Source organism: Pedobacter nutrimenti, assembly GCF_032678445.1.
Classification (GTDB): Bacteria; Bacteroidota; Bacteroidia; order Sphingobacteriales; family Sphingobacteriaceae; genus Pedobacter; species Pedobacter nutrimenti_A.
In genome coordinates, this window is sequence record NZ_JAVTSQ010000001.1 from 547,661 (window position 1) to 567,131 (window position 19,471).

Here is a 19,471-nt window from a genome sequence, read left to right on the forward strand (position 1 = left end):
TAAAATGGGGAAGAGGGCGGAAGCCCTCTTCCTTTTTTTATCACTAATAATTGATCACCTGTTCTTCCAGGTGTTCAGGAAGATCGCGGTAATTGTATTTTTGGCCTCTGAGCTGAGGCTCAAATCCAGCTTCCCGAATGGCATCCTGAATTCCTTTAGCCGTAAAACGATGTGGAGCACCTGCAGCAGAAACCACATTTTCCTCAATCATAATAGAACCAAAATCATTTGCGCCAGCGTGCAGGCATAATTGCGCTACCGCTTTTCCAACGGTTAACCACGAAGCCTGTATATTTTTAACATTAGGCAGCATGATCCTGCTTAAAGCCAGCATTCTTACGTATTCATCGCCGGACACATTATTACTGATTCCGCGGAGTCTCTTTAATAAAGTGCCGTCATCCTGGAAAGGCCATGGGATAAAGGCTAAAAAGCCATTTGCCTCTGCAGGTTTTTCACTTTGTACTTCTCTGATCCAAACCAGGTGCTCAAAACGCTCCTCGATGGTTTCCACATGACCAAACATCATGGTCGCAGAGGTTGTAATGTCGAGCTGATGGGCAGCGCGCATCACATCCAACCACTCCTGACCACCGCATTTTCCTTTGGAAATCAGTCTTCTAACCCGGTCGTTCAGGATTTCAGCACCTGCACCGGGTAGAGAATCCATTCCCGCCTCTTTCAGCGCTTTTAAAACTTCCGTATGCGACAATCCTTCCAGTTTGGCAACATGGGCAATTTCCGGTGGGCCTAAAGCATGAAGTTTAAGATCCGGATAAAGCTCTTTAAGTTGTTTGAACAGATTGGCATAGAACTCCAGGCCCAGATCAGGATGGTGTCCTCCCTGAAGAAGAAGCTGGTCTCCGCCTAAGCGAAAAGTTTCTTCTATTTTCTGCTTATAAGTCTCGATATCGGTAATATAGCTTTCGTCATGACCCGGTCTTCTGAAGAAATTACAAAATTTACAGTTTGCAATGCACACATTGGTGGTGTTCACGTTCCTGTCAATCTGCCAGGTCACTTTTCCACTGGGTACCTGCTTTTTTCTCAGTTCATTAGCTACATAAGCCAGTTCAGCAGTGGAGGCATGGTGGTACAAAAAGACACCCTCTTCTTTGCTCAAAAAGTCAAAATGCAGTGCCCTGTGTAATAAATCAGCAGTATTCATACTGCAAATATACCATAAGTTCTGTTCTTTTTATTTCACAAGATTATCACATTTAGCCTAATCATAAATTCCTATCTTTGGCAGAATTATTTTTCTAAATATGGTAGACTTTAACCGTTTTACATTAGCTAACGGATTACGTGTCCTGGTGCACGAAGATGATACGACGCCGATGGCGGTATTAAATATTTTATACGATGTAGGTGCCAGAGATGAAGAGGCGGATAAGACCGGCTTTGCACATTTATTTGAACACCTGATGTTTGGGGGGTCTGTAAATATCCCCGTTTATGATGAACCCCTGCAACGGGTAGGTGGAGAAAACAATGCCTTTACCAGCAATGACATCACCAATTATTACATCACTTTACCGGCAGTAAACCTGGAAACTGCATTCTGGCTGGAAAGCGACCGGATGCTGAGCCTGGCCTTTTCTGAAAAGAGTTTGGAAACCCAGCGCAATGTAGTTTGTGAAGAGTTTAAACAAAGATATCTTAACCAGCCCTACGGCGATGTATGGCTGAAGTTAAGACCATTGGCCTACACAACACACCCTTATCAATGGGCGACCATTGGTCAGGATTTGAAGCAGATTGAAGATGCCAAAATGGAAGATGTTAAAGCCTTCTTTAAAAAACATTATAATCCTCAAAATGCCATCATGGTTGTTGGAGGAAATGTAAAGACAGAAGATGTAAAGGCACTGGCAGAAAAATGGTTTGCGCCCATCCCAGCGGGAGAGAAGTACCTTCGGAATTTACCTCAAGAACCCCAGCAAACTGCAGAGCGTAAAGAAACAGTTTACGCCAAAGTTCCTTTGAATGCCATTTATATGGCTTTTAAAATGCCTGCCAGAGAGAGCAAAGATTATCAATGCTTTGACCTCATTTCTGACGTGCTTTCGCAGGGACAATCTTCCCGTTTGTATAACAGCTTACTCAAGGAACAACAATTGTTTAGTGATATTCATGCCTATATTACCAGCAGTATAGATGAAGGTCTGTTTGTGGTTGAAGGTAAACTGGTAGAAGGTGTTCAGCCTGAACAAGCAGAGCAAGCCATATGGGCAGAACTGGAAAAGTTGAAAGCAGAACCGGTCACGACTGATGAACTGACCAAAGTCAAAAACAAATCAGAGTCTATTATGGTCTTTGCAGAAATGAGTTTGCTGGATAAGGCTATGAATCTGGCCTATTATGAGCTTTTAGGAGATGCGGCACTGCTCAATACAGAGATAGACCGCTACCTTGCTGTTACTAAAGAGCAAATGCAGCAGGCTGCCCAACGGACTTTTGTCCCATCTCAATGTTCCACTTTATACTATTTAATCGCTAAAGATGCTTAATCGTACACTCGTACCTGAATCTAAACAGGTTAATGATATTAAATTTATAGCGCCTCAAGAGCAGGAATTAGACAATGGTATAAAGGTATATACCATTAATGCCGGTAAACAAGACCTGGTCAGGATAGAGTTCATATTTGAAAATGTGAACTGGCAAGCCTCAAAGCCCTTACAGGCGATTGGTGTTAACCACCTGGTCAATAATGGAACCGCTCAGCTCTCCGCCAGAGATATTGCAGACAAGGTAGATTATTATGGTGCTTTTCTGCAAACGGAGTACGGTGCCGATCAGTCTTGCATCAAGCTTTACACCCTGAATAAACACCTGAAATCAGTATTGCCTATCCTCAAATCGATTGTGGATGAGAGTATATTTCCTGAACAGGAGCTGGCCATTTTTATACAAAACCAGAAGCAATCCCTGCAGGTTAGTCTTCAAAAGAATGATTTTCTTGCCCGTAAGCATTTCGCGCATTCCATTTTCGGACAATCAAGTTATGGGGCAAGCATCGATCTTGCAGATTACGACGCCTTACAACGCCAGGACTTGCTGGACTATTATAACGCGACTTATAAGCCAGAGAACTGCTCTATATTTGTAGCTGGTAAATTTGAGCAAAAGGAATTTGAACTGCTGAATACTATTTTTGGTGGTGGATGGAATAACGATAAAGCCTCTGTTCAAAATCATATTGTATTTCCTGTTGCACCGAAAGGGGAGATTTTGATTGAGCGGCCCGATGCTATACAATCGGCTATTCGAATGGGAAGCAGGAGCATCAACAGAACCCACCCTGATTTTGCAGGATTTCAGGTTTTAAACTGTTTGCTTGGTGGTTATTTTGGCTCCAGACTCATGGCCAATATCCGCGAAGATAAAGGCTATACTTATGGAATAGGCTCTGCGGTGGTTTCCATGAAAGATGCCGGTTACTTTTTTATTGCCACTGAAGTTGGCGCAGAAGTTTGCAGCAGTGCACTGGAAGAAATTGAAAAGGAAATCAGCCTTTTAAAAACAGAGCTTGTGCCTGATCTGGAACTGGACCTTGTACGGAATTACATGCTGGGTTCCATGTTGGGAAGTCTTGAGAATGCATTTTCCCACGCCGACAAGTTTAAAAACATCCATTTTTCAGGATTAGGGTATGATTATTATGATAATTATATCCATACGGTTAAAACAATTGATGCTGCCCAGATTCAATTGTTAGCCAACAAATACCTCAATACCGAAGAATTCTCTAAAGTAATTGTTGGAAAAAAATAACAAGTATTGGCTAAGGTAACTTAGCCAATACTCCTTTTAATTTATCTGCCTGATAGACCTTCTTGTAAAAATCTACAAAAGCATTGTACTTTTCCGGACTGTATTTCTTGCTGTTCATCGTTTGGATCCTGGTGTACACAATGGTATTTTCCTTGACCACTGCTTTTGCGGTATACTGACCAAATTCTGATTCAATATGAATCTCTTTAGGTACAAATTCCACCGTATACCCCTTTGGAATAACAAAAGTAACCTCATCTTCGTCCTGATAACCATAAGGCACAGAAAAATATGTTTTTCTGTCCTCCACTTTAGCTGGAACGCTTTCTCTGCGGTTCAACAGATTTAGCGTAACGAACATTTTATCCGCTCCTTTGGTTAAAAGCTGGGGAACTTTTAAGCTGATGTTCTCTTTTAGCATAGGAACATCTTTGTCCGGCTGGGCATAACTAAAATTGTTCAGTTGCAGGTTTGGGATTTCCAGTTGATTAATGAGTCTTTTTCGCTGTTCTGTAGGCTCTCTCAATGTCATTGAAAAGTGATCGTCAAATTGCGCACAACCATATCTGGAATCAATGGTCACATCAGCAGCGCCTTGTTCATCCAGGTTTACTTTAACACTTCTCTTCTGATAGTTGTCGGCGGGAGAATATACAGGAGTCCGTACCAATTTGCCGCCATCTGCGGTAACCAACAAGACATTCTTGTCAGAACAGCCACTGGCCAGGTAACCTGCGGGCTTGTGCTGGCTGGTGCATTCCAGCCACACGGTGTCTTTTTGGAGAGGAACACAAAGGATCATATGATTGGCCTGGTTCAAGCTGGAAAAAGTCGGATTCATAGAAGGCATGTCATAGCCTATCACAACGAGGTTCGATGCAATACCAGCTTCATTCAGTAAGGTTTTCATATAATTGGACAAAGCCTTGCAATCTCCATAATTAACAGCGGCTACTTTATCTGCATTAATGGGTTTCAGCCCACCAATACCCAGCTGCACACTCACATACCTAGTGTTAGACTGTAAATAACTGTACAATCTTTTAATCTTTTCTCTGGGTGTTTTAGCATCGGTGATTAAAGACGCTACTTTTGCTTTAACAGCAGGGGGTAAAATCTGTGGCTCACTATTGAGTGTATAAAGCCAGCTTCCCACATTTTTCCAGGATTCAATATTGCCCTTTGAATTGTCATACTCAAAATCATTGGGTGCAAGAGATACCCAGGGCATAATATTTCTGAGACCGGATGCAAATGGCTCGTATTCTAATGCCTTGATGTTTTCACAAGTCCATTTATATTCTGTTTTATCCTTTATTTTAACAGAATCTGTTTTTAAACCAGAACTCTTAATGTATTTAAAGGTCATCCCTTCCGGGATTCTGAATATATAGTCAGATTTCTCGAGCGCATAACCGAAATCGCTAACCGGATACCAGGATGGATAGCTGGTCAGACCAGTATAATCTTTCGTATAGCTATATTCAATGGTATATGGAAAGTTCGAGTTCAGAAAGTCAAGTTCTTTCATTCGCCCATCGTCATAAATGGTCCCGTCAGAAGTTGCGCTTTTGTCTTTAAAATCAGAATTTTTATAATCCTTCAATTTATTTCCTTTTGCATCATACATCACTGCCTTTAAATTGTAAATGCTTGAAAATTTATCATAATACTCTTGCATAGAAGAGGCTTCCTCACCATTCTTATTGAGAATGGTAACCGCCGTTTTATAAGTCATTGTCGCATGACTAATGGTCTTCAAATCAAAGATCCGTTCTTCCATCCGAACAACAACAGAAGCATTTTTACTCAGCTCAGCTGGAATTTTGTCTACATCATAAGGAGATTGAGCATGGGCAGCAGCGCCAATGCCAATCAGAATGGAGAAAAGTAGTGTTTTCATTGAATTAGCTCTTTTTGAATACCAGTTGCTGAGCTTGTTTTTCAACAATACTCTTAAATAATTCTTTCAGATAACCATATTCTTCCGCCGTAAATACAGATTTGGAAATGTTTATTTTACTTACAATAGCCACTTTATTGCCTTCTGTAGAAAACAGGTAGGTAAAAGAGGCCTCATCATTTGGAAGTTTCACTTTACCATTGGCAGGTAGTTTATCAAGCGTATAGTTTTTTGGAAATTCAATGGTGATCCTGTAGTTTTCTTCAAGCGGATAGGCAAAATCTACAGGGTAATTCCGTTCCTCTTGTTTAAATGGATTTTCTTTAGTTCTCTCAAATAGCAAAGGGCTCAGTAATAATAAGTTTCCGGCTTCTTCAACATTGTCTTCAATATTGACCTCCATAGTTTCTGTTAACAATTCAGCGGGATTATTCAGATTCTCGATCTTGAAATTCTTAACCTCAATGCCCGGTTTATCTTTTTTGTAGCTTTTAATAAACTCTGCCTCGTTAACAGCCGATGTGAATTTATTTCGTTGTTTTAAGGCCGCATAATTACTGAAAGATAAATATAGGGTTCCAGAAAGCTTATTGTCTTCGCTCAGAACAAGGTTATAGTAGGTGTTGTTTTTACTGGTTGTACTTTGCTCCAGAGAGATCCACTCTCCAGAAGGTGCTTCAGTATCTAGATTTAATTTGAATCCCTGATGCGCCAGATTTTCATAGGAAATCAGGTCGCCTGTTAAATATTTATCTGTAGCATCCAACAGGTAGGTCTTATCTCCAAGTGCTACCTGTACAATAACATTATTGAATTTTTCAAGCAGGGGATGACCTGGATGCGCGCCGTTTTCCCTTGTGCTCACCAACACTGGCACCGCACTTATCTTCGCCTCGGTCAATAGATTCAGGAGAGACAAATTGACGTCCGCACTGTTGCCTGCCTTTTTCTCAAATATGGTTTTTGGATTGGTCTCCGACGTATACTTACCATGTCTGTCATTCCATTTGATGGAGTTTTTTACATAGTCAAAAATAAGCTGGGTTTTGATCTGAGGATCTGTTTCGTTTTTTATAATAGAAGGTAATGTGGCTTTTGCATATCCGTTTTTCTTTACAAAACGTCCAAAGTTATCGTCTTCAATCAGCATTTTAACAATATTTGGCCAGGTTGAGCTGTAGTCTTTATAGAGACTATTGGGGAATTTAGTTGAAGTGAGCTCAAAATCGATTTTTGAGATATAGTCGTCTAAAGTAGTAATGTAGCTTTCTTCTTTTATCGCCGGAACATTCTCTGCAATATACTTCATTTCTAAAGCCTTTGCCTGTACATTTCCTCCTCTTTCTTGCCCCGAAGAGGGGATGTTATAATTTTCATTGATCTCTTCGCGCTTTACAACATCCACTGGGACATAACCATTTCCAGATACTTTGTATCTCAAGTATTCTGGTATCCGGATGTCATATTCGGAATATATAGTAGGAACAGAACTTTGAAAGGTCCATTCTCGCAAATTAAAGATAAAATCAGATTTGATCCGGTATTTATACTCCACAATGGAACCTTCTTTTACATTGGCCAGGGTGAATTTTTTTATGGTCCAGTTTTTATCATGTTTTTCAGAAAACTTTGCATCTCTAGCCAGCTTGCTGGTAATGATTTGTTTATTCTCCAGGTTATATGTGGCCGCATCCATATAATCCAGTTGTTCTTCTGATCCACCTGATCCTCGGTAAAGCGGAATTTCGAAATCAGCAATGTCATATCCCGTCTTATTGAGAACCTTGAATCGTATATGTCTTTCGTATACATATACAAAGCTTCCTGTTTTTGCGCTGACTTCAAACCAGCATTTTCCAACGTCAAAAAGCTTTACTCCACGTGCAGCGGAGTCTATACCTGAAACTTTAGTTTCAAATTCAGTAGGATCTACCTTTCCGTATTTAAATGTTTTAGGAGTTGCTTTTTGTTGAGCATAGATAGTTATTGCACCAATAACCAAAAAAAAGGATAGAATGATCTTTCTTTTCATGAAGAGAGCGATTAAATAAATTTCACAATTATAGATAATTAATTCTCAATTTTGAAAATAAAATTGCAAATGATCAGCCGCTGATTCTAGACAAGGTTCCGGCAGTGCATATACCAAAACCACTTGGCCGGTCTTTCCAAATCCTTTGGCTTCAGATTCCTAAGGTAAAATTCATCAATAACGCTTTAAAAATAATCGGCACAGTTGCTTGGAATTCAATTAATCTGCATATTTGCCGCAATTAACTTATTTTACTTTTTAAAACTAAAATGTAACTCCAACGTTATATGGAAACAGCCCCTTTAACTATGCCGGAAGTATCTGTAAAAAGTTCAGCATTTACCAGTAAGATCAATCCAGATCTTTCCGCAATAGACTGGGTCTATGTTTGTGCGCTTTTTGATAAAGTGAACTGGCGCGTTCGCGTACCTGAAGAAATAGAAAAGGCATTTAGAACAAGCAGCTGGACAATCTTTATTTACAAAGATGAACAGCTTATTGGTTTTGGACGTACTATAGATGATGGCCGTTATTATGCCATGCTGGGAGACATTGTTGTTGATCCTGATTTTCAGGGAAATGGTCTTGGAAAAATGATGGTTACTACACTGAATGGTCTGTTGGAAAATTACCATTTTGTAACCCTGACGGCAGCACCCGGAAAAGGTGATTTTTATAAAAGCCTGGGCTGGAAAAAACAAACTACAGCCTTTATATGGCCTCAAGGACCAAAACAATTGCGCCAGCACACCGAACCGGAAGAATAAAACGAGAGCGTTAATTTTTATTTCACAGGTAAACCTCTGTATTTCAGCATAGGAGCGATGCTGGGATTATGGCCGCGGAAATCCCGGAACATTTTACCATAATCTTCTGTATTTCCCCTGGATAAAATCATATCTCTGAAACGCTGACCATTGGCCAGGGTCAGACCACCATTTTCTTCAAACCAGGAGAAGGCATCATGATCCAGCATTTCGGTCCATAAATAGGCATAGTATCCTGCTGCATAACCATTGCCCCATATGTGTAGGAAATAGCTGGAACGGTAACGGGGAGGTACATAAGAAAGATCAAGGTGTGTCTTTTTTAAGGCAGAGGTTTCAAATTGATCTGCATTCTGTAAGGGATCTTTCACGGTAAGTTTATGCCATTGCATATCCAGTGCAGCTGCCGCCAATACTTCTGTAAGTGCATAACCCTGGTTAAAACCACCTGCTTTTTTGATCTTATCTACCAGTATTTGTGGCATAGGCTCGCCAGTTTTATAATGAACTGCATAATTTTTGAAAACCTTAGGATTCATAGCCCAGTGTTCATTGAATTGCGAAGGGAATTCAACAAAATCTCTGGCTACATTGGCACCAGACAGACTTGGGTATTGCTGGCTGGCAAATAACCCATGTAAGGCGTGTCCAAATTCGTGAAACATAGTTGTCACATCGTCAAAGCTGATTAATGCCGGCTGGCCGGCGGCAGGCTTTGTGAAATTGCACACATTAAAGATCACGGGTTTAGTACCTAATAGTTTGGATTGTCCAACCATGTTATCCATCCAGGCACCGCCAGACTTATTGTCTCTCTTAAAATAGTCACAATAAAACAAACCTATCGTTGAATTGTCCTTATCAAAAACTTCAAAAACTTTTACATCTTTCTGGTAAACGGGAAAATCTGTCCGTTCTTTGAAAGTGATTCCATACAATTGTGTTGCTGCATAAAATACCCCGTTTTTAAGAACCTTGTTCAATTCAAAATAAGGTTTAACCTGTCCTTCGTCAAGATCATATTTTGCTTTACGTACCTGTTCTGCGTAATAATTCCAGTCATAAGGTTCCAGCTTAAAGCCAGCTTTTTGTTTGTCTATTTGTGTTTGAATCTCCACAGCCTCTGCCTTTGCCTTAGCTGTTGCAGAAGGTACCAGTTGATTAAAAAAAGCATCTACAGCCTCAGGGTTTTTAGCCATTTGGTCCTGCAATTTCCAGGTCGCATAATTAGGGAATCCCATTAGATTTGCCTTCTCAGCCCGTATTTTTGCAATTTCTACAATGGTTTTCCGAGTATCATTGCTGTCATTTTTCTCCGCCCTGTTCCAGGAAGCATCAAACAATTTCTGTCGTGTGGTACGGTTAGACAACTGTACAAAAGAGGGTTGTTGTGTGGTGTTTTGCAATGGCAATACCCAGTTGCCTTTTGCCTTATTAACTTTTGCCGCTTGTGATGCCGCTGCAAGCTCTCCTTCAGATAAGCCAGCAAGTTCTGTTTTGTCGTTCACCACCAAAGCACCTGCTTTTGCTGCAGCCAGCAGCTGGTTTGAAAATTTTGCACTTAGAGAGGCTTCTTGCTCATTCAGTTTTTTGAGTTTGGATTTGTCTTCGTCAGAAAGCTTAGCACCTGCGAGTACAAATTCCTGGTATTGAAATTCTACCAGGCGTAAAGATTCCGGATCCAGTTTTAACGTGGTTCTGGAATTGTATATGGTTTCTATGCGTTTAAATAAATTCGCATTTAAATAAATGGCATCCTCATGGGCAGACAGCTTGGGGGCCATCTCTTCCTGTAGCTTTTGAAGCTGATCATTCGTGTTGGCACTAGTAAGTAAACCAAACACCCGGTTTACCCGGGTCAGCATTTCACCGGATTTTTCCATAGCTACTAAAGTATTCTCAAAAGTAGGGGCCTGGGGATTATCTGCAATCTTCTGGATCTCTTCCAGATGTATTTTCATCCCTTCCTCAAATGCAGGTTTAAAATCACTGTCTTTGATCTGGTCAAATTCCGGTGCCTGGTAGGGCAGTTTGCTCTTTACAGAAAAGGGATTGCTTTTCTGATCACCTTTATTACAGGAGGCCATTATAGCCAGAAGTACAATGAATGGTAACTTAAAAGATGTTTTCATGAAGTTATCTGATTAAGCAACTAAGATAAGAAATCTTCGCAGATGATTTTTTACGCCTCAGTACTGCTGATGTTGTTGAGTGCTATTTGAAACTTTCCGTAAAATCAGGCATATAGGTCCCGACAGGTTCATTTCGCAAGTTAAGCGACCAGTGTACAATTTGCCTGATGGCTTTCCTGATCTCGTTTTTTCCCTCCTCTGTATTAATATCAATGCCGCAGGCTTTGCAATCATTTTTCTTGGAATGAAGGATCAGATAATAAATGCCACCCACCAATAAGGCGCTGATCGATCTGAAGTTTACATTGGAGTTTAAAAAGAATTTATCTGTTTCCGCAAAGAGCTTGTCGCCAAAATTCTCCTTTACCCTGCAAAGACTGTTCATCAGTTCAGTTTTCTCGGATATTTCCCAGAGGATGATCTTTTGCATCTCTTCCTCATCAAAGAAATACTCAAACTGCTTTTCGAATATGGTCGTAATGATCAAGGCCAGATCATCTTTACGGGTAATTTTTTCAATTGATTCTTCAATTTTTTTATTGAAGGACAACCAATAGTCTTTTTGGACCACATAGGTTTCAATTAAGGTGTCAACATTTCCAAAGTATCTGTAAATTAATTTTTTATCTACTCCTGCTTCTCGGGCTATGGCATTAACGCCTAAGCCATGATAACCCTTTGCTCTGATAATTGCACCAACACTGGATATCAATTTTTGTTTAGTCTGCTCCTTGTCTTTCATATTTGCCTGCAATATAGATTGTTAAATTCCTTATTTACATTTGTGTGTCTCAAAAATATAATTTTTAGCGTAAAATAAGGCAGGAGTGCAGCAGGAGGGTTGCAAATAAAAAAAGCCTTCCGGACCTGGAAAGCTTTAGTTGAGCAGCATAAATTTAAGGGACATTTCCTATTAACAACATTTGATTTGCAAAAAAAAACAAATAATTGCCCTTATGTCTGCAATAGTAAAACAAAGAAATCTTCAAAGTGGTGACATGCTCATTTTTTTAATTCAATTGTAAACTTTTCATCAAAACGATCTATATTCACATTGCTATTGCAGAATAGCAGATATAATCGTATTTTTGCCCGGCAAATAGTAACTCTTAATAATTATTTGCTATGCAACTCGATCCCCAAAAATTTGTAGCTGAAGGACTAACTTACGATGACGTATTATTAGTACCCGCATATTCTGAAGTTTTGCCACGCGATGTGGATACCGGAACTTATCTTACCAAAAAAATACGCTTAAATGTTCCTGTAGTTTCTGCCGCGATGGATACCGTTACGGAGGCTGGACTGGCCATTGCCATTGCTCAGGCGGGTGGAATTGGCATGCTTCATAAGAATATGAGCATCGAACGTCAGGCCGAAGAGGTTAGAAAGGTAAAACGTTCTGAAAGCGGAATGATCCAGGATCCCATCACCCTTCGTAAAGATGCCACGGTAGCAGATGCTTTCCAGATTATGAAAGAATTCAAAATCGGAGGTATTCCGGTGATCGATGCAGATAATAAATTGGTTGGAATCATTACCAACAGAGACTTACGTTTCCAAAAAGACATGAACCGCCCTGTTGCGGAAGTAATGACCCGCGAAAATCTGATCACTGCAGCAGAAGGAACAACTTTATTGCAGGCGGAAGAGATTTTGCAGGACTATAAAATCGAAAAACTTCCGGTAATCAGTAAAGATGGCCATCTGGCAGGTTTAATTACTTTTAAAGACATCCAGAAATATAAAAATTACCCTAAAGCCTGTAAAGACGAAAAAGGCCGTTTACGTGTAGGTGCTGCGGTAGGTGTAGCTGCAGACAATATTGACCGTGTAGCTGCATTGGTACAGGCTGGTGTAGATGTCGTGACCGTTGATACTGCCCATGGACATTCCAAAGGGGTAATTGATATGGTTATTGCCATCAAACAAAGGTTCCCGGATTTGCAGGTCATTGCCGGAAATATAGCAACAGCAGATGCAGCAAGAGCTTTAGCAGCTGCAGGTGCAGATGCCGTAAAAGTAGGTATTGGACCGGGTTCTATCTGTACCACAAGAATTATTGCTGGTGTAGGTGTTCCTCAACTTTATGCTGTTTTCGAATGTGCACAAGCCTTGATTGGTACAGGAATTCCGGTTATTGCTGATGGTGGGATTAAGCAAACCGGAGATATTGTTAAAGCCATTGCAGCAGGAGCAAGCTCTATTATGGCCGGTTCTTTATTTGCAGGTGTAGAGGAATCTCCAGGTGAAACCATTATCTATGAAGGACGTAAATTCAAATCTTACCGCGGAATGGGCTCAGTAGAGGCCATGCAGCAGGGATCTAAAGACCGTTACTTCCAGGATGAAGAAGATGTAGTAACCAAACTGGTACCGGAAGGTATCGTTGGCCGTGTTCCATACAAAGGAACTTTAGCAGAAGTTATTTACCAGTATGTAGGTGGACTGAGGGCTGGAATGCATTATTGCGGGGCAGCAACTATTGAAGATCTGCAGAAAGCTAAATTTGTAAGAATTACTGCGGCGGGAATGAGAGAAAGTCACCCACATGATATATCTATCACTAAAGAAGCTCCGAATTATTCGAGATAATTTATAAAACAAAACAAGAAACCCCTTATTGGCTCTGGTCGATAAGGGGTTTTTACATTCTCATAGTTTTTAAAAGCGCGGTTCTGTAGATAGATCCAATCGGAATATCTTCTTTATTGATCTCGACCATATTTCCCTTAACGGCATCGATTCTGGCCAGGTTAACCATAAAAGAACGATGGATCCGGACCAGGGAGGGATAAGTGTTCTGCTCTTCAAAATCTTTTAAAGAAACACTGGCGAAGATTTCTTTTTCCTGTACCTTAAACCAGGTAAAATCCCCGTCTGCCCTAAGATATAAGATGTCCTGATAATCAATCTTGATCAGTTTGCCGTTTGATTTGATAAACATATAGTGTGGTTTTTGAATTACTTCCTCCATTGTTTTGGGCTGTACTATTCTGGATCTTACTTTTTGAACTGCCTGTAAAAATCTTTCATAGGTAATTGGCTTCAGCAAATAATCTGCTACATTGAACTCGTATCCTTCCAATGCATAGTTTCTATAGGCCGTTGTAAATACCACCAATGGCGGATGTGCAAGAGATTTCAAAAAATCGATTCCCGTCAACAAAGGCATTTGGATATCCAGAAATACAAGGTCTATCTGGAATTCATGTAAGCCTTCATAAGCTTCTACAGCATGCATACAAGTCTTTACAAGCTGAAGCCCTTCCGTCGCCTGGATATGCTGACTTAGAATATCTCTGGCAATCGGTTCATCATCAACAATCATACATTTGATTAAATTCATAATTCAAGGATTAAGGTTGTAATATATTGTGTTGCAGTGACCACAACTTTATATTGATGTTGGTTCGGGAAGTAAAGTTCCAGTCTTTTTTTTAGATTTTGTAATCCGATCCCGCCATCCTCCTGAGCTGTTACATTGATTTTTGTAATGCTGTTGGTACATTTGAAGACCAGTTGTTTGCCGTCTATTTGAAAATTTATTTCAATCACCGATCCGGCTTGATCCGGGCAAAACTTAAAAGCATTTTCCACCAGGGGAATGAATAAAAGAGGCGGAATCAAAAGGATCATCTTACCCATATGAACCTGTAATTCAGTTTTCGTAAAATTTAACCGTATTTTTTCCAGTTCAATATAATCCTCTATAAGTTCAATCTCTCTTTGAACGGGCATTTTTTCCTGGTCTGCTTCATACAAGGTATAGCGCATAAATTCAGAAAGTTTTGCAATTAAAGCTGCTGATTTTTCTTTGTTATCCTGTAATACCAGGCCATAAATATTATTCAGTGTATTGAATAAAAAATGAGGGTTAATTTGTGCCTTTAAAAAGTTGTATTCCAGTTGAATGTTGTCCCGGGACATTTTTAAAGCCATGATGTTTTGCTTAAAGGTCTTTATTGCATACCGAAGACCAAGAGGAACACTAATGTTAAACAACAATCCGATAAGCATACCAAAACTCAATACCTTATTGAAAATTATATCAGAGAAATCCTTATGCAGGAATTCATAATAATCTGCATTGTGTTTTTGCATGATCTGTTTGCAGGTACTGCATGCAGAGATTATATACATTTCCAGATAAGTATCCAGTATTGTATAAGCGATAATCAGGAACAAAACGGCGAATAGTACTGGTACGAATTTTTTCTTTTTTACGTAAAAAGGGACAAGAAGATAAACCAACGTATAATAGAAAATGATTAAACAACCAACCGAAGCCAGGTTAAGCCATAAAATATTCTCTCCGGGCAAAACCCTGTACACATTAAAGGAAATGGTTGTTAAATACCAGCGAAGGAGCAGGAAGCACAACCAAAATACCACATGAGCCAGTATATGGAGTTTCCTGTTTTTGTATATCTGGTCCAGAATTACAGATGCGTTCATGGTCACTAATTTCCCTAATTGTATTCAACAATGCCAAAATATACGACAAACTCAGATAAAAATCCTTTAAAAGCGCATATTTCGTCGTTGTTCTGAAAGTATTCACCGGGAAAACAGGGGCTCTTGTCGGATTTATTTTTCCGTCTATTTCCGTGCTGCTTTATTTGCTTAAAAAAAAGAAAATGAAACATCCGTTGTTAAAAGTAGCCAGCTTCTTCATTGTTTTATGGGCCGCTACATTTGTCTCCACAACTTTTTATACTGTCCTGAATAATCTGTTTTTTTACCTTTTTATTTCTCTGGTCACTTCCTGGTTACTGCTTCGTACAGAAGGTAAAACCTTATCCTCTCTAAATTTCTATCCTCAAAAAAAAGAACATTATTTGCAGTTGTTCTTTGGCTTTTTAGCAGGTGCGATACTGTTGGTGGGTACTGCGTTGGTTACCAACAGACTAACCGGCCAGCACTGGGTACTGACCAAAAACATTGATCCTATTCAGATTTTAATAGCTTTTCTTTTCTGTGCAATTTCCGTATTTGTACAGGAATTTACTTACAGAGGTTATCCATTTCAAACTTTACTCCACAATTACGGAAAATGGGTGGCACAGGCTGTCGTGATTATCCCATTTGGAATCATGCACCTGCACTGGAATATGAGCATTGGAATAATGACATTTACCGTGCTTTCCACCGGTCTGGGATCTCTTCTGTTTGGCGAAGCTTATATCAGAACCAAATCACTGTGTCTGCCGATTGCACTTCATTTAGGCTGGAACTTTGCGCAGACCTATATTCCCAGACACATCAGTCAGAATGGTTCTGGCTTTCTGGAAGTAAAAGGAAGCTCGCTACAACCTGATGATAGCTTGTTTTTGCTTCCCTATTTTCCAGTTGTACTATCAGCCTATATCCTTTTACATTTTATGAAGAAAAGCTGGTTAAGCAACTCCGTTGAAAGTAAAGTCAACCAGGTTCAATAAACAAAGTATTTACTTGTTTTATTATAGCGAAGTGTTAGCTTTGCAGGTATGAAACCTGAGGAACAAGAAAAAGAGGGCTGGGCAGCTTTATTGTCTGGAAAAAATGGGTTAAAATCTATTGCTTTGGCCGGGGGCGTGATGTTACACGCCACAGATGTATATCTGGCAACAACCATCATGCCTTCTGTAACCAAAGATATCGGGGGGCTGTCCTTCTATTCCTGGGCGACCACCATGTATGTCGTGGCGGCGATCATTGGATCTGTAGTCTCTTCAGTAACGCTTGCAAAGATGGGACCGAGAAAAGCATACAGACTGGCGATTGTTCTCTTTGCTATAGGTGCCCTGATTTGTGCAACTGCACCAGTGATGTATGTACTCCTGGCCGGTCGCTTTATTCAGGGGATAGGAGGTGGTCTGCTGGTGGCTTTATCTTATGCTATGATCAGTATTGTATATGAAGAACGCTTTTGGTCAAGAGCGATGGCTCTGGTGTCTGCGATGTGGGGTGTTTCTGCTTTCTTAGGCCCGTTCTTTGGCGGCATTTTTGCTGAATACAGTCATTGGCGATATGCTTTTGTGACGCTGTTGATCATTGCTTTATCCTTGATCGTGTTAACAGAGACTGTACTGCCTAAGCAGCAAAAATCCTTAAGCACTGCAACCATACCTTTTTATAAACTACTTCTTATTCTGCTTGCAGCCCTGGCCATTTCTGCAGGGAGTGTTTCTGAGCACCTTAGCTTAAATGCGGCTGGGGTAATTGTTGCCATGATTTTACTGAGTATGGTGATCAGGGGAGAAAAAAGTTCTTCTGAACGATTGCTCCCGACTGGTGCCTATAAGATTTCGACATTACTTGGTGCAACCTATGCGGTGGTGGTGTTATTAACACTTTCAGGAACAGTGGAGATTTACATTCCTTATTTCCTGCAGCTGATTCATAATTTTTCTCCGCTGAAAGCAGGTTATCTTACCGTATTGATCGCTCTGGGCTGGTCACTTTGTTCCATTGCTTTTTCTGGATTAAATCTCCGCTATGTAAAAGCGGTCATCCTCACCGGGCCTGTCCTGGTATTTGCAGGTTTGGCAGGACTTTCCTGGATGGTGCCAGATCCGGCAAACGCTGGTGGTGCAGGTTTTATACTGATGTGTCTGCTGCTGGTATGTATTGGTGCAGGAATCGGTATGGGCTGGTCACATATTCTTACTCAGGTTTTATCCTCAGCACCTAAAGGTGAAGAGGAAAAAGCCTCCGCTTCCATATCTACAGTACAATTGTTGGGTACAACCTTTGGATCTGCCATTGCAGGTCTGATTGCCAATTTTTCAGGCATTACCAATCCTGGAGGCATGGCAGGTGCAGAACAGGCGGCCAGATGGCTCTTTGGGGCTTTTGCTTTAACCCCTGTACTGGCCTTGATCGTTATACTCTGGAAATTTAAAAAATAGTATTTTCATCACATGTGGTTTAATATGTTAAATTTGGATAGAAAGCCTGTTCAATACTGAAAATATTCGTCTATGTTTAACCGCAATCTCAAATCTGCCCTGTTATGTGTTATGATCTCCTTTCTAAACGCAGCAACAGTCCATGCTCAAAATCAATCAGAATCCACTAAAACAGATTCTTTAGTCGTTACTGAGGCACTCATAGTCAAAGATCATCAGCAGCAGCAAATTGATTCGCTGGTTAAAATCCAGCTGGAAAAGGAACTGAAAACCGTAGTTGGCGATAAAAAGAAAACCTTAGAGCTGGAGAAGCAGTTGCGTGAGATTGCAAGTAAAGATTCTATACGGAAAATAGAACAGGTCAAAAAAATACAGGCCCTGAAGAAAATAACCAAAGGTTTTCCGGTCGTATTGAAACTGGATACCCTGTTCTATATCTATACTGGGATAGGGTCATTTAATGCCCAGGAACGTGCAGAATCTATCACCAAAAGGATCGAGAACCTTTACGAAGATCCTTTCTATAATGCAGATTCTTTGGCGATCAACCAGAATGAAGAAACCTATGAACTTACCTATAAAAAAGCGAATATTATTCTATCTGTAGCCAATACGGATGGGCTGTGGCTCAATAAAACTAATGAAGCACTTGCCAAAGAATACCTCGGAAAAATAAAAGAGATCGTAGCGAAAGAAAGAAAAGAATACAGCCTGGTCAACTGGCTCAAAAGGATTGGTCTGGTATTAGTGATCATTATATTCCTGTGGTTTGTCATATATGGAATAAACCGGTTGTTCAGAAGATCTGCAGGATTGATTTCCAAATATCGATCTAAATATGTCAATGGGTTAAAACTGGGCACGATTAAGCTTTTCACGCCGCAACATCTGGAAAAAGTATTGCTCCAGTTAAATAACGTTGTACGCATTATAGTGATCATTCTGCTGGTCTATTTATCCTTACCCTTGTTGTTTAGTATTTTTCCTGAAACCGAACAATGGACAGGTACATTGCTGCAATGGATACTTAGCCCGCTTTCCAAAGCTTTTAATGCGGTGTTCAGTTATCTGCCAGATTTGGTTACGGTAATTGTGATCTATTATATTTTTAAATATGTCATCAGGGCAGTAAAATATTATTTCAATGAGATCAGAAGAGGTCATATTATAATCAATGGTTTTCATAAAGATTGGGCAATTCCAACATTCAATATTCTGAGGATTTTGCTGTATGCCTTTATGCTGGTGATTGTTTTTCCCTATTTGCCAGGCTCTAAATCTGCAGCCTTTCAAGGGGTCTCGGTCTTTCTGGGTATTCTAATATCCCTTGGATCATCCAGTGCCATTACCAATATTGTTGCAGGACTGGTGATTACGTATATGCGCCCTTTTAAAGTAGGAGACAGGGTCAAAATAGGTGATGTAGTAGGTGATGTGCTGGAGAAAACAATGCTGGTTACCCGCATCAAGACCATTAAAAATGAAGATATTACGGTACCCAATTCTACGGTCCTTTCCTCCAGTACGATAAACTATTCAACCAATACCAAAGAGGGAGGAGAGGGTTTAATTTTAAATTACACAATGACGTTGGGCTATGATATCCCCTGGACAACCATTCATAAACTGATGCTGGAGGCTGCCGATAGAACCGAAGATGTATTGAAAGAGCCTAAACCCTTTATTTTACAAACCGGACTGGACGATTTTTATGTCTCTTATCAGCTCAATACCTATATTAAAGAAGCCAATAAACAAGCCGTTATCTACAGCAACTTGTATCGAAATACGCTGGATGTGTTTAACGATGCAGGCGTTGAAATTCTTTCGCCTCACTACAGGGCAGTTCGTGACGGAAATCCACCAGCTATGCCGCCTAAAGAAGATTGATGTTTGAACGAATGGCTACTCGATTGGGTAACGAAATGAGTCTTTTTCGTCCGGACAGCGAATATTTCCAGATC

Annotated in this window: 14 protein-coding genes; 7 read left to right on the plus strand and 7 right to left on the minus strand. The window is 40.3% G+C overall.

Features of this window, described 5'->3' with window-relative positions; translation table 11 throughout:
* Positions 1 to 43: 43 nt before the first annotated feature.
* Complete coding sequence (gene mqnC / locus R2S08_RS02475; RefSeq protein ID WP_316833706.1) at positions 44 to 1,168, minus strand: cyclic dehypoxanthinyl futalosine synthase; 1,125 nt, start codon at positions 1,166 to 1,168, stop codon at positions 44 to 46.
* 100 nt (positions 1,169 to 1,268) lie between these two features.
* On the opposite strand from mqnC, the gene R2S08_RS02480 reads away from it, so the two are divergent.
* Together R2S08_RS02480 and R2S08_RS02485 are read left to right on the plus strand one after the other, a co-directional pair.
* Positions 1,269 to 2,513 carry a pitrilysin family protein gene (locus R2S08_RS02480; protein ID WP_316833707.1) on the plus strand — a complete coding sequence of 415 codons (1,245 nt, stop codon included), beginning with the start codon at positions 1,269 to 1,271 and terminating at the stop codon, positions 2,511 to 2,513.
* Positions 2,506 to 3,780 (plus strand): pitrilysin family protein, encoded by a 1,275-nt coding sequence (locus R2S08_RS02485; protein ID WP_316833708.1) that lies wholly within the window; start codon positions 2,506 to 2,508, stop codon positions 3,778 to 3,780. The genes R2S08_RS02480 and R2S08_RS02485 overlap by 8 nt, the downstream gene beginning before the upstream one ends.
* Before the next feature lie 10 nt (positions 3,781 to 3,790).
* Here the strand turns inward: R2S08_RS02485 and R2S08_RS02490 are convergent, their stop codons facing one another.
* Complete coding sequence (locus R2S08_RS02490) at positions 3,791 to 5,683, minus strand: DUF3857 domain-containing protein (protein ID WP_316833709.1); 1,893 nt, start codon at positions 5,681 to 5,683, stop codon at positions 3,791 to 3,793.
* 4 nt (positions 5,684 to 5,687) lie between these two features.
* Complete coding sequence (locus tag R2S08_RS02495; RefSeq protein WP_316833710.1) at positions 5,688 to 7,715, minus strand: DUF3858 domain-containing protein; 2,028 nt, start codon at positions 7,713 to 7,715, stop codon at positions 5,688 to 5,690.
* Between the two features lie 287 nt (positions 7,716 to 8,002).
* Between R2S08_RS02495 and R2S08_RS02500 the strand changes: the two genes are divergently transcribed.
* Positions 8,003 to 8,482 carry a GNAT family N-acetyltransferase gene (locus R2S08_RS02500; protein WP_133777281.1) on the plus strand — a complete coding sequence of 160 codons (480 nt, stop codon included), beginning with the start codon at positions 8,003 to 8,005 and terminating at the stop codon, positions 8,480 to 8,482.
* Between the two features lie 17 nt (positions 8,483 to 8,499).
* Here the strand turns inward: R2S08_RS02500 and dcp are convergent, their stop codons facing one another.
* Positions 8,500 to 10,614, minus strand: a complete 2,115-nt coding sequence (gene dcp, locus R2S08_RS02505; protein WP_316833711.1) for a peptidyl-dipeptidase Dcp — start codon at positions 10,612 to 10,614, stop codon at positions 8,500 to 8,502.
* 82 nt (positions 10,615 to 10,696) lie between these two features.
* On the minus strand, positions 10,697 to 11,356 hold the full coding sequence (locus R2S08_RS02510; RefSeq protein WP_133777277.1) for a TetR/AcrR family transcriptional regulator: 660 nt from the start codon (positions 11,354 to 11,356) through the stop codon (positions 10,697 to 10,699).
* Positions 11,357 to 11,739: 383 nt separating this feature from the next.
* Here R2S08_RS02510 and guaB point away from each other — a divergent pair, with 383 nt between their 5' ends.
* On the plus strand, positions 11,740 to 13,209 hold the full coding sequence (gene guaB, locus R2S08_RS02515) for an IMP dehydrogenase (protein ID WP_108552218.1): 1,470 nt from the start codon (positions 11,740 to 11,742) through the stop codon (positions 13,207 to 13,209).
* 52 nt (positions 13,210 to 13,261) lie between these two features.
* On the opposite strand, the gene R2S08_RS02520 is transcribed toward guaB, so the two are convergent.
* Both R2S08_RS02520 and R2S08_RS02525 read right to left on the minus strand, forming a co-directional pair.
* Positions 13,262 to 13,963 (minus strand): response regulator transcription factor, encoded by a 702-nt coding sequence (locus R2S08_RS02520; protein ID WP_316833712.1) that lies wholly within the window; start codon positions 13,961 to 13,963, stop codon positions 13,262 to 13,264.
* A complete protein-coding gene (locus R2S08_RS02525) occupies positions 13,960 to 15,072 on the minus strand; it encodes a sensor histidine kinase (protein WP_316833713.1) in 1,113 nt (370 codons plus the stop codon). Before R2S08_RS02525 ends, R2S08_RS02520 begins: the two co-directional genes overlap by 4 nt.
* A gap of 182 nt (positions 15,073 to 15,254) precedes the next feature.
* Here R2S08_RS02525 and R2S08_RS02530 point away from each other — a divergent pair, with 182 nt between their 5' ends.
* The 3 genes from R2S08_RS02530 (at position 15,255) to R2S08_RS02540 (ending at position 19,397) form a co-directional block, all read left to right on the plus strand.
* Positions 15,255 to 16,055 (plus strand): type II CAAX endopeptidase family protein, encoded by an 801-nt coding sequence (locus tag R2S08_RS02530; protein ID WP_316833714.1) that lies wholly within the window; start codon positions 15,255 to 15,257, stop codon positions 16,053 to 16,055.
* Positions 16,056 to 16,103: 48 nt separating this feature from the next.
* Positions 16,104 to 17,507 (plus strand): MFS transporter, encoded by a 1,404-nt coding sequence (locus R2S08_RS02535; protein WP_316833715.1) that lies wholly within the window; start codon positions 16,104 to 16,106, stop codon positions 17,505 to 17,507.
* 72 nt (positions 17,508 to 17,579) lie between these two features.
* Positions 17,580 to 19,397 (plus strand): mechanosensitive ion channel family protein, encoded by a 1,818-nt coding sequence (locus R2S08_RS02540; protein WP_316833716.1) that lies wholly within the window; start codon positions 17,580 to 17,582, stop codon positions 19,395 to 19,397.
* Positions 19,398 to 19,471 lie beyond the last annotated feature (74 nt).

What these genes read in the sequence shown, in the direction of transcription:
- mqnC (WP_316833706.1), bottom strand. Translation starts at nt 1,168, where the DNA reads ATGAATACTGCTGATTTATTACACAGGGCACTGCATTTTGACTTTTTG.
- R2S08_RS02480 (WP_316833707.1), top strand. Translation starts at nt 1,269, where the DNA reads ATGGTAGACTTTAACCGTTTTACATTAGCTAACGGATTACGTGTCCTG.
- R2S08_RS02485 (WP_316833708.1), top strand. Translation starts at nt 2,506, where the DNA reads ATGCTTAATCGTACACTCGTACCTGAATCTAAACAGGTTAATGATATT.
- R2S08_RS02490 (WP_316833709.1), bottom strand. Translation starts at nt 5,683, where the DNA reads ATGAAAACACTACTTTTCTCCATTCTGATTGGCATTGGCGCTGCTGCC.
- R2S08_RS02495 (WP_316833710.1), bottom strand. Translation starts at nt 7,715, where the DNA reads ATGAAAAGAAAGATCATTCTATCCTTTTTTTTGGTTATTGGTGCAATA.
- R2S08_RS02500 (WP_133777281.1), top strand. Translation starts at nt 8,003, where the DNA reads ATGGAAACAGCCCCTTTAACTATGCCGGAAGTATCTGTAAAAAGTTCA.
- dcp (WP_316833711.1), bottom strand. Translation starts at nt 10,614, where the DNA reads ATGAAAACATCTTTTAAGTTACCATTCATTGTACTTCTGGCTATAATG.
- R2S08_RS02510 (WP_133777277.1), bottom strand. Translation starts at nt 11,356, where the DNA reads ATGAAAGACAAGGAGCAGACTAAACAAAAATTGATATCCAGTGTTGGT.
- guaB (WP_108552218.1), top strand. Translation starts at nt 11,740, where the DNA reads ATGCAACTCGATCCCCAAAAATTTGTAGCTGAAGGACTAACTTACGAT.
- R2S08_RS02520 (WP_316833712.1), bottom strand. Translation starts at nt 13,963, where the DNA reads ATGAATTTAATCAAATGTATGATTGTTGATGATGAACCGATTGCCAGA.
- R2S08_RS02525 (WP_316833713.1), bottom strand. Translation starts at nt 15,072, where the DNA reads ATGAACGCATCTGTAATTCTGGACCAGATATACAAAAACAGGAAACTC.
- R2S08_RS02530 (WP_316833714.1), top strand. Translation starts at nt 15,255, where the DNA reads ATGAAACATCCGTTGTTAAAAGTAGCCAGCTTCTTCATTGTTTTATGG.
- R2S08_RS02535 (WP_316833715.1), top strand. Translation starts at nt 16,104, where the DNA reads ATGAAACCTGAGGAACAAGAAAAAGAGGGCTGGGCAGCTTTATTGTCT.
- R2S08_RS02540 (WP_316833716.1), top strand. Translation starts at nt 17,580, where the DNA reads ATGTTTAACCGCAATCTCAAATCTGCCCTGTTATGTGTTATGATCTCC.